The organism is Arachidicoccus sp., from assembly GCF_050436765.1.
Classification (GTDB): Bacteria; Bacteroidota; Bacteroidia; order Chitinophagales; family Chitinophagaceae; genus Arachidicoccus.
This window is the reverse complement of record NZ_JBNQGD010000335.1, coordinates 22,790-33,169: the sequence shown is the minus strand read 5'-3', so window position 1 is coordinate 33,169 and position 10,380 is coordinate 22,790. Positions and strand designations below refer to the sequence as shown.

Here is a 10,380-nt window from a genome sequence, read left to right as displayed (position 1 = left end):
AAATAAAAAATGGAAGATTATCTTTGCCAACCAAAATGAAATAAGATACATCTAGGCCTCGTAGTACAATGGATAGTATAAGAGTTTCCGAAGCTCCAGATCCAAGTTCGATTCTTGGCGAGGCCACTAAAACAGCAAACGATGAAAGTACTAGTAGTTGGTTCAGGCTATGTAGGATTGGTAACGGGTGCCTGCTTAGCGGATATAGGTGTGGAGGTTTGTTGTGTAGATATTGATAAAAATAAAATTGACAATCTTAATAAGGGTATTTTACCTATTTATGAACCCGGTCTGGAAACGATTGTAAAAATAAATGTAGAAGGGAAACGTCTTAGTTTCAGTACTTCTTTGGCTGATAATATTGAAGACGTCGGTGCTATTTTTATTGCAGTGGGTACACCTCCCGGTGAAGATGGTAGTGCGGATATGCGCTATGTGTTGGCTGTGGCAAAGGAAATTGGAACCTATTTAAAGGGTTATGCGGTTGTCATAACCAAAAGCACGGTTCCTGTAGGTTCTTCCGAAAAAGTAAGAGCGGCAATAAACGAAGGCCTCCAATTAAACAATCATACCACAACTTTTGACGTGGTTTCTAATCCCGAATTTTTAAAGGAAGGCGCGGCAATTAAAGATTTCATGAGCCCCGATCGTATTGTTGTGGGCATTGATAGCGACCGTGCGAAGGAGACGATGGATACTTTATACAAACCATTTTTGTTAAATGGCTATCGTATTTTGTATATGGATATTCCTTCTGCTGAAATGACTAAATATGCGGCTAATGCTATGTTGGCTACTCGGATAAGCTTTATGAATGATATCGCTAATCTCTGTGAAATTGTGGGTGCAAATATTACTCATGTGCGTGCAGGCATCGGTTCTGATCCGCGTATTGGAAAAAAATTTTTGTATGCCGGTGTAGGATATGGTGGTTCTTGTTTTCCAAAAGATGTGAAAGCATTGGTGAAAACAGGGAAAGATAATGGTTATAATTTACAACTATTAGAAGCTGTAGAAAATATTAATGATGCCCAAAAGAAAGTCTTGTTTAAAAAGATCATGCGTCATTTTGATAACGATATAAAGGGCAAGACGATTGCAGTTTGGGGCCTATCCTTCAAACCTAATACGGATGATATTCGTGAAGCACCTGCCTTTGTCTTAATCGAAGATTTGCTGCAGTCAGGCGCTTTTGTAAGAGTCTTTGATCCTGTAGCAATGCATGAAGCACGAAAAATTTTGGGCGAAAAAGTTATTTGGTGTGGCGACGTTTATGAAACGATCAAAGGCGCAAGTGCCATCGCCCTGATAACAGAATGGAACGAGTTTCGCCTACCTAATTGGCAGCTTATAAAGTCAAATATGCAAGCTGCAGTTGTTTTCGACGGCCGCAATATTTACGATGATGTATTCTTACACAAAACTGGTTTTACTTATTATGGAATGGGGCAATAAGGGTTCGGGTAATTATTTACACAACGTTTCATTAATCCATTGACGAAAATTAGTTCATTTTCTTTTTCAAAGAAGAAACCTGCTCTTGCAAATTATTCACCATTCCTGCCAATTGACCTACATCCCAACGGTTTTGAACAGTTGCTTTGGTAATAATCATCTGCGCTTTCCAAAGTTCCAGAATATCTTCTTTCTCTACTTGATAAGGATCGTAAATGGGATTGTCGCTTATTAATGTAATATTGTTTTTTGAACGATTGTTTTTATTGATTCTTTTATAGACAATGCCATTATTGCGTGATACCACAATATATGCGTTGTTGTTTTTTACCTCTTCAAAATTTTCTACTTTTTCACCAACAATTACGCTACCACTGGGTGTGGGCAACATACTATCTCCCACAATTTCAAAGGCGCGATAATAGCCGGGTGCCAACATGGGTAAGGTGAAGGTATTTAACTCATCAATAAATTCGGTATCGGCATAACCTGCCAAGTAACCCGCAGCCGCTTTAACGGGAACAAAATGTATTTCGGCAGAAGCGGAACTCGCCATTTTCATCGCCCGGCGTTTATCTATATAGCTGCCACCGCCATTTGGAACTTCCAAGTCTTTTAATAAAATGTCGTCCATGCTAAGTTTAAACATAGCGCATACGGTTTGTAAAGTCTCTATACGAGGCTCGGCGCGTTCTTCCTCGTAAGCCCCAAGCAGAGAGCGTTTGATGGATATCTTATTGGCAAATTGTTCTTGTGTCCATCCACGTAACTTTCTTAGATAGCGTAGATTTTTTCCTGCGTGACTCATATTTTTAAGTTTAATTACTAACTGAATTAGTTGCAATATACTAATTAATTTAGTATGACAATTATTTTTTTCTTTAATTTATTAGCTCTTTTTATGACTCGTTGGAAATTGATGCACAGAAATGTGCTGCGCGAGAAGAAGATAGAAAGGATTTTTTTTCACCATAATGATTTTATGCGAAGTGAAATATATGTATTCGCTACAGAAAACGGATACAACTTTTAGGGGGACAAAATGGTTTTTGTTTTGCTTAATGGCTATGTTGGTCACCTCTTGGTAATCAAACTCAAACGGTTTTTCTGTTTTTTCATTGTCGGTGTTCATAAAGTTCGTGTTAATAAGCGAACTTTGACATAGGCTAATTTACTGCGTCTTTAAAGCAACGTAAAAATTGATCATATTAACCGACAAAATGGATGACAGCCCTTCGCTTAACATAAATTATGAATTATGAAAAAAATAGGATTTTTATCATTTGGACATTGGGCTAACCACCCTTCCTATAAGGTACGTACAGCGAGCGATACTTTACTTCAATCCATTGATTTGGCTGTTGCTGCGGAAGAAATTGGGATAGACGGCGCCTATTTTCGTGTACATCATTTTGCTCCTCAGTTAGCATCCCCATTTCCTTTGCTTTCGGCTATTGGCGCCAAAACAAGCAAAATAGAGATTGGTACCGGAGTAATTGATATGCGTTATGAAAACCCGTTTTATATGGTGGAAGATGCCGGGGCCGCGGATCTAATTTCGGGTGGACGATTGCAATTGGGCATCAGCAGAGGTTCACCGGAACAAGTAATAAATGGGTGGCATTATTTTGGATATGAACTGGAAAATGGAGAAATTGATGCAGATATGGGACGTCGTAAAGCATTGGAATTCCTGAATGGATTAAAAGGTGTTGGATTTGCCCAACCTAATCCATCTGCGATGTTTCCAAATCCACCGGGCTTATTACGTTTAGAACCATATTCAGAAGGATTGCGTAATCGTATCTGGTGGGGAGCTGGTTCTAATGATACGGCGGTTTGGGCCGCAGAAAAAGGGATGTACCTTCAAAGTTCTACTTTAAAAAGCGATGAAAGCGGCAAAGCTTTCCATATACAACAGGCCGAGCAGATTAGGTTGTACAAGGAAGCCTGGAAAAAAGCGGGACACGATCGCGAACCGAGGGTTTCCGTCAGCCGGTCTATTTTCGCCCTGGTAAATGATCAAGATCGCTATTTCTTTGGACAGGAAGCTGATCGGGTTGATAAAATTGGGATGATTGAAGCAGGTAAACGCGCCATTTTCGGAAGAAGTTACGCTGCAGAGCCAGATCAACTTATAAAGGAGTTGTCAGAGGATGAAGCTATTCAAGAGGCGGATACGGTCTTATTGACAATACCCAATACATTGGGGGTAGACTATAATGTACATGTACTGTCTTCTATTTTGGAGCATGTGGCTCCTGGATTAGGCTGGCGGTAAATTTTAATAATAACGGGAGCCGACTAGATAGTTTAGAAAAGATTCCCAGCATAATAAAGGAGAAGAAAAGACAAGAAGATTTTAATCCACTGGAGTCCCTATTGATTTATTTGAATTTGTATAAGATATAGATATGGGTGGCACCCATTAGGTTGTCATTAATCGATCCGGTAGATAGATATTATCCTGGAAAGCAAAAAAAGTACAACTATTTTAAAATTTGGTTCACTTTCTTTCCTTAAGAGTAGTGATAACGGTATGTTTTACTAGGAATCCTGAAGCCTTTTCCAACATAACAAAAGACAAAACCTAGGTTATGCTTAAGTCCCTTTTTTGTGGTCTCGACAGGGATCGAACCTGTATCTAGAGTTTAGGAAACTCCTATTCTATCCATTGAACTACGAGACCCATTTTTGAAGTGCAGCAAAAGTAAGGTTTCTAATTTGAAAATAGAAATGCTTTACTTGGGAAAATAATTTATTTATGCAGAGGTAAGGAGTAAACCACTTATCTTTGCCGCTCGAAAAAAATGATAAAATGAAGTTTTACAATCTGATTATTAAATACCGTTTTTGGTTAAGTATTTTATTAGCGGTTCTTGCGGTAGTTTTAAATGTCTCCGGTACAGTTGGTTTTTGGGCAATGTTCCCGTTATATTTTATTGCCTTGATTGGTCTGTTATCTCATTTTTTAATAGGGCCGTTACGCCTTATTCAAAAACCGATGGAAGATGGAAATGTGGATGAAGTAAAAAAAATAATGGATTCTATTTGGTTTCCCGGTATGCTCATCAAGCCTGTCCGTTCTACATATTATACTTTGAGAGGCAATTTGGCGATGATGAATCAGGATTTTGAAGAAGCGGAAAAAAACCTAAAAAAATCCTCTGCAATAGGTTCTTCAATGCCGGAAGCGGAAGGCGCCAATAAATTACAACTCGGTATGATGGCGATGCAAAAAGGAGATATGCGTGGTGCGGAAGGCTATTTGAGAGCGGCTTTAAAATTGGGTATTCCCGATAATGAAAGTAAAGCGGTTGCCAATTTGGGAATGTGTCAGATAATGATGAATAAACGTGAGTTCCGCGCGGCTAAAGAATTTTTCCGTAAGGCAAAAGCTTGTAACCCCACTACCCAAGAAGTGGTGAATCAGATCAAAGAAATTCAAAAATATATTTCCCGTGTGCCAGGTTAGCCGTTTACCGATAAATTTTCCAAAAGCACTACTTATCTGTGGTGCTTTTTATTTTTATACCTAACTTCCGGGTTAAGCAATAGAATAATCGGGGAGAATGCTTGGCTGCATTTGCTAAGGACGGCAAAGTTTCCCGCGTTATCGTGAGGATGTACCGAGAGAAACCCCCCTCCTTCTAATGTTCATTGCCAAAATCATTTTACTTTCGCTATCAAATACATTAATTAATGCCGCAGAATTCAGAACAGTTGCAAAAATTTCAGCAGGTTTACAATACTTTAAATGAGCAGCAAAAAGAAGCCGTAGATACTATTGAAGGACCCGTAATGGTTATTGCCGGGCCTGGAACAGGTAAAACACAGATCCTATCGGCACGCATTGGAAATATTTTGTTGAACACAGATACGTTGGCTGAGAATATTCTTTGCCTTACTTATACGGATGCAGGGGTGGTCGCAATGCGTCGCCGATTGAAAGCCTTTATTGGCGCGGAGGCATACAAGGTAAATATTTACACTTTTCACGCTTTTTGCAACGATATTATCCAGGCCAATCTTTCTTATTTTGAGAAAAATTCCTTAGATGCAATTTCTGATTTGGAGAGTATTGATTTATTTAAAGAATTGATTGACGGGTTTAAAAAAGACAATCCGCTGAAACGTTATCGTGGCGACGTGTATTACGATATTCCTAATCTGCGTTCGCTATTTAGCACAATGAAGCGTGAAGGTTGGACGGCCAATTTTATTGAAGAGAAAATCGACGAGTTTATTGAACAGGTGCGTAATTGTGAGGAAGATTCGCAGTATTACGTTGAATATAAATACAAGAAGAAGTTCAAAGACAAAAATGTCGGTGACCTGAAGCCTAAATTTGAAGATTTGCTTGATCGCATGGACAAATTGCGTGCGGCAGTTGAGGAGTTTGATCGCTATCAGGCCTTGATGCGTCGCAACAATAGGTACGATTTTGATGATATGATTAATTGGGTTTTGAAGGCTTTTGAAGAAAATCCATTGCTACTCAATAATTATCAAGAGCAGTATTTATATATTTTGGTAGATGAATATCAAGATACCAGCGGTACGCAAAATTCGTTGGTGCATTTATTGATGAATTATTGGGAGAAGCCCAATATATTTGTCGTGGGTGATGATGATCAAAGTATCTATCGTTTTCAAGGGGCGAACTTGGATAATATGGTGGACTTTGCTACTGGCTTATCAAAGGATCTGAAGACTATTGTACTTACCAAAAACTATCGTTCCGTGCAACCTGTCTTGGATCATTCAAGAACAATAATTGAAAAAAATAAAGAACGTTTAGTCAATCAGTTACCGGGTTTGAGTAAGGTCTTGGTTGCTTCTAATGAAAAAATTAATGCATTAGCAATTCAGCCACTTTTACTCGAATATGCTACGCAGCGAGATGAAATGATAGGCATTACGTTGAGTGTTGAAAAGTTGATACAGCAGGGCATTCAGCCCGGAAGAATTGCCGTAATCTATAAAGAACATAAATATGGCGAAGAGCTGGCGAAATATTTTCAACTTAAAAATATTTTCTATTATAGCAAGCGCAACGAGAATGTTTTTACAACACCCTTTGGTAAAAAACTACTAATGGTTTTAAATTATCTCAATGCGGAGCAGGATGCTCCTTTCGGTGGTGATGAAATGTTGTTTGAGATATTACACTACGATTGGTTTGCGATTCCACCTATTGAGATTGCTCAACTTTCTATTGAAGTAAGTAAGTCGCAATTTAAAGAAGATAAAACTTCCATTAGAAAGCTTTTGTATGAGAAAGTAAATGCGCCGGCAAGAGAACTATTCTCGGCTGCGATTCCCGCAGGGTTTGCAAAAGCAAGCAATGCGTTAGAAAGCTTGATTGCAGACGTGCCCAATGAGAGCTTACAAAGATTATTTGAAAATGTTATTGTTAAATTGGGACTTATTTCTTTTATAATGGGCAGTCCGGAAAAATTCAAATTGCTGAAAATACTGACTGCACTTTTTGATTTCATCAAAGAAGAAACGGCGCGCAATCCGTATTTGAATTTGCAACAATTGATGAGTAATATCGATTTAATGAAGGAAGAAAAATTACCTATTCCTATCATAGAAATAAATGGAACGGACAAAGGAGTAAACCTGCTAACTGCGCATGGTTCCAAAGGTTTGGAATTTCAATATGTATATTTTGCCGGCTGTATCAGTGGGAGTTGGGAGAAAAAGAGAGGTAATATGGGGGGGTTCTCTTATCCCGATACTTTGTTTTTTTCGGTGGCAAAAGAAAAAGTTATAGAAGAATTGCGCCGGCTTTTTTATGTGGCGATGACACGCGCGGAACAGCACTTATTTATTTCCTATTACAAATTTGATAATAAAAATAAGGAATTGGAACCGACGCAATTTATTGCTGAAATACAGGAAGGGCAGCCATTTGTGGCAGAGTCTTGCGTAATTAGTGAAGAGCAAAAAATGGCTTTTCAATTATTGGAATTTACTAGAAGGCAGGCGCCTGAACTTCAAAAACAGGAAGCTGATTTACTGGATGAGGTATTGGACAAATTTGTAATGAATGTAACTGCTTTGAACAATTTTTTAAAATGTCCGTTAAGTTTTTATTTCAACCAATTGTTGCGCATTCCGGCTGCGAAAAATGAAGCACTGGTATTTGGGACAGCCGTGCATTTTGCTCTAGAAAAATTATTTACCAAAATGAATAGCCATAATAATATCTTTCCTTCGAAAGAAATATTTATCCAGGACTTTGACTGGAGTATGAAGCGCAATAGAGAAAATTTTGTGGCGGAAAGTTTTAATCGGCGCATGGAATATGGACATGAAATATTGGGTAATTATTACAATAAATATATTGATAGTTGGAACAAAATTGTGGTCGTTGAAAGAATGATCAAAAATGTGGTGGTTGGTGGCGTGCCTATCAAGGGCAAACTAGATAAATTGGAATTTGACGGGAAGCAGGTGAACGTAGTGGATTATAAAACAGGTAAATTTGATAACGCAAAAGATAAACTGAAAGCACCAGATGACAAAAATCCCTTGGGGGGTGATTATTGGCGGCAAGCTGTTTTTTATAAAATATTATTAGATCATTATGATCTAAAAGATTGGCGAGTTACCAGCGTCGAATTCGATTTTGTAGAGCCAGATAATAAAAAAGAATACCACAGAGCTAAACTGAGTATAGCGCCCGGAGAAGTGGAAGTCGTGAAACAGCAGATGCAAGAAGTATGGCACAAAATTCAAGAAAGGGATTTTTATACGGGTTGTGGTAAAGAAGATTGCCATTATTGCAATTTTGTAAAAGACAATGATCTATATGTGGAATTGCATGATTTGGACGAAGAAGAAGTGTAATTTAAAATGGTTTGTAGATTTACTTCATTTTTGTTTGGCATTCAAAAAACGGGCAAACACTTAGCAAGAAACTAACAGATGTATAGTGTTTCGCCATATTTCCCAGCAGCCGGCTGAAACATAAACAGAATATAATCCTTACTTTAGTACATTCATTTTTCAAGTCAATTTATGAAAAAATTATTTTTCTTCACTGCCATTCTTTTATGTTTAAATAGTGTTTTGCAAGCCCAGCACCGGGACGTTTTACCTTTTGATACAAGTTATGCTCGTACGCATTACAATAAGTATGAGTTTATGATTCCTATGCGCGATGGTGTAAGACTTTTCACGAATGTATATGTGCCAAAAGATACGTCTAAAACATATCCGATGATGATGATGCGTACTTGTTATTCGGTAGCGCCTTATGAACAGGATAAATTCCCGTATTTACTAGGGCCATCGCCCGAATTCATGGAAGAAGGATTTATCTTCGTTTATCAGGATGTACGTGGTAAGCACCACAGCCAAGGTGACTGGACAGATATTACGCCCTTTATTGTTAACAAAAAAGGCACCCAACACGATGAGGCATCGGATACCTATGACGCAGTAGACTGGTTAGTGAAAAATGTTGCCCACAACAACGGGAAAGTGGGCGTGTGGGGCATTTCTTATCCCGGATTTTTTGCGACTAATGCCGCATTATCTGGTAACGCTGCAATTAAAGTAGTGTCCCCTCAAGCACCCGTGACCAATTGGTTTTTGGGCGACGATACCCACCATAATGGTGCATTCTTTTTGATGGATGAATTTGATTTTGATTATTGGTTTGTCAATTCCACCAATGGTCCGAATAAAAATAAAATGCCTCCACTGAATGCCAGGTACAGCGATAATTATCAGTTCTTTTTAAAAATGCAAACGGTACCCAATGTTAATAAAGAATATTACCATCATCTCGCGCCATTCTTTGATACCGTTTTGATGCATCCCAATTACGATAAATGGTGGCAAGCACGTGATATTCGTAAGTTTATGAAGAATGTGAAGGCAGCAACAATGCTTGTCGGTGGTTGGTACGACGCAGAAGATCAGTGGGGTACGGTAAATACATATCAAAGTATTGAGCGTAAAAATCCCGGAAACGAAAATATCTTGGTAATGGGGCCATGGTATCATGGAGGGTGGGCAAGTATGAATATGAATCACCTAGGAGATATCCCTTTTGGATTTAATACCAGTCGTTGGTTTCAGAAGAATATAGAATTCCCGTTTTTTATGCATTATCTGAAGGATGCCCCCATGCCGCATTTGCCTGAGGCCTTGTTGTATGATGTGGGAATGAACCGATGGAATACTTTTAATCGCTGGCCATCAAAAAACATTAGGCCGACTAAATTATATTTCGCCGAGGGAAATCGACTCTCGTTCCGGCCACCAGAGGCGACCAATTCTTCAGACCAATACAATTCTGATCCTGCAAAACCGGTGCCTTATGAAGGGGGGATAAAAGCGGATAGGGGTGTTACTTATATGGATGCCGATCAGCGTTTTGCTTCGCGCAGAGCTGACGTATTGACTTTCTCTACGCCGACACTAGATAGCAGTGTAACTTTAGCTGGAGCAACTGAAGCTAATTTGTATGTGTCTACCTCGGGAACAGACGCCGATTTTATCATCAAATTGATTGACGTTTATCCTGATACACTGAGCAATTATGTGGTAGATGGAAAAGAGGTGGTTGCAGGAGGATATGAAGCCTTGGTCCGTGCAGAAATTATGCGTGGTAAGTATCGTAATAGTTTTGAAAAGCCCGAAGCATTTATACCCGACAAACCGACGTTGGTGAAATTTCATGTGCCGGATGTATTGTATACGTTTAAGAAAGGTCATCGCATTATGATTCAAATTCAAAGTACATGGTTTCCTTTGGTAGACCGTAACCCTCAGGTGTTTGAAAATATATATACGGCGGCGCCGCAGGATTTCAAAAAAGCAACGATTCAATTGTATCACCAAAAAGATATGCCTTCGTCGTTAGAAACAGGTATTTGGTGTATCCGCTGATAAAGATTAAAC

The 10,380-nt window shown here is 38.8% G+C and carries 6 protein-coding genes and 2 tRNA genes; 6 read left to right on the top strand and 2 right to left on the bottom strand.

The window, feature by feature from the left end; all coding sequences use genetic code 11:
• Positions 1-54 precede the first annotated feature (54 nt).
• Together ACQR30_RS14485 and ACQR30_RS14480 are read left to right on the top strand one after the other, a co-directional pair.
• Positions 55-126, top strand: a tRNA-Arg gene (locus ACQR30_RS14485).
• A gap of 15 nt (positions 127-141) precedes the next feature.
• Positions 142-1,455: a UDP-glucose dehydrogenase family protein gene (locus ACQR30_RS14480; RefSeq protein WP_429736360.1), complete on the top strand. Its 1,314-nt coding sequence runs from the start codon at positions 142-144 to the stop codon at positions 1,453-1,455.
• Positions 1,456-1,504: 49 nt separating this feature from the next.
• On the opposite strand, the gene ACQR30_RS14475 is transcribed toward ACQR30_RS14480, so the two are convergent.
• On the bottom strand, positions 1,505-2,263 hold the full coding sequence (locus ACQR30_RS14475; RefSeq protein ID WP_429736358.1) for a helix-turn-helix domain-containing protein: 759 nt from the start codon (positions 2,261-2,263) through the stop codon (positions 1,505-1,507).
• Between the two features lie 450 nt (positions 2,264-2,713).
• Here ACQR30_RS14475 and ACQR30_RS14470 point away from each other — a divergent pair, with 450 nt between their 5' ends.
• A complete protein-coding gene (locus ACQR30_RS14470; protein ID WP_429736356.1) occupies positions 2,714-3,736 on the top strand; it encodes an LLM class flavin-dependent oxidoreductase in 1,023 nt (340 codons plus the stop codon).
• A gap of 336 nt (positions 3,737-4,072) precedes the next feature.
• Here ACQR30_RS14470 and ACQR30_RS14465 read toward each other — a convergent pair.
• Positions 4,073-4,144 (bottom strand) — tRNA-Arg (locus ACQR30_RS14465).
• A 129-nt stretch (positions 4,145-4,273) separates the two neighbouring features.
• Here ACQR30_RS14465 and ACQR30_RS14460 point away from each other — a divergent pair.
• The 3 genes from ACQR30_RS14460 to ACQR30_RS14450 all read left to right on the top strand — a co-directional run bounded on the left by ACQR30_RS14460 (position 4,274) and on the right by ACQR30_RS14450 (position 10,368).
• Entirely contained in the window at positions 4,274-4,930 is a 657-nt protein-coding gene (locus ACQR30_RS14460) for a tetratricopeptide repeat protein (protein ID WP_429736354.1), read from the top strand.
• A 227-nt stretch (positions 4,931-5,157) separates the two neighbouring features.
• Positions 5,158-8,316: an ATP-dependent helicase gene (locus ACQR30_RS14455; RefSeq protein ID WP_429736352.1), complete on the top strand. Its 3,159-nt coding sequence runs from the start codon at positions 5,158-5,160 to the stop codon at positions 8,314-8,316.
• Between the two features lie 171 nt (positions 8,317-8,487).
• Positions 8,488-10,368, top strand: a complete 1,881-nt coding sequence (locus ACQR30_RS14450; protein WP_429736350.1) for a CocE/NonD family hydrolase — start codon at positions 8,488-8,490, stop codon at positions 10,366-10,368.
• Positions 10,369-10,380 lie beyond the last annotated feature (12 nt).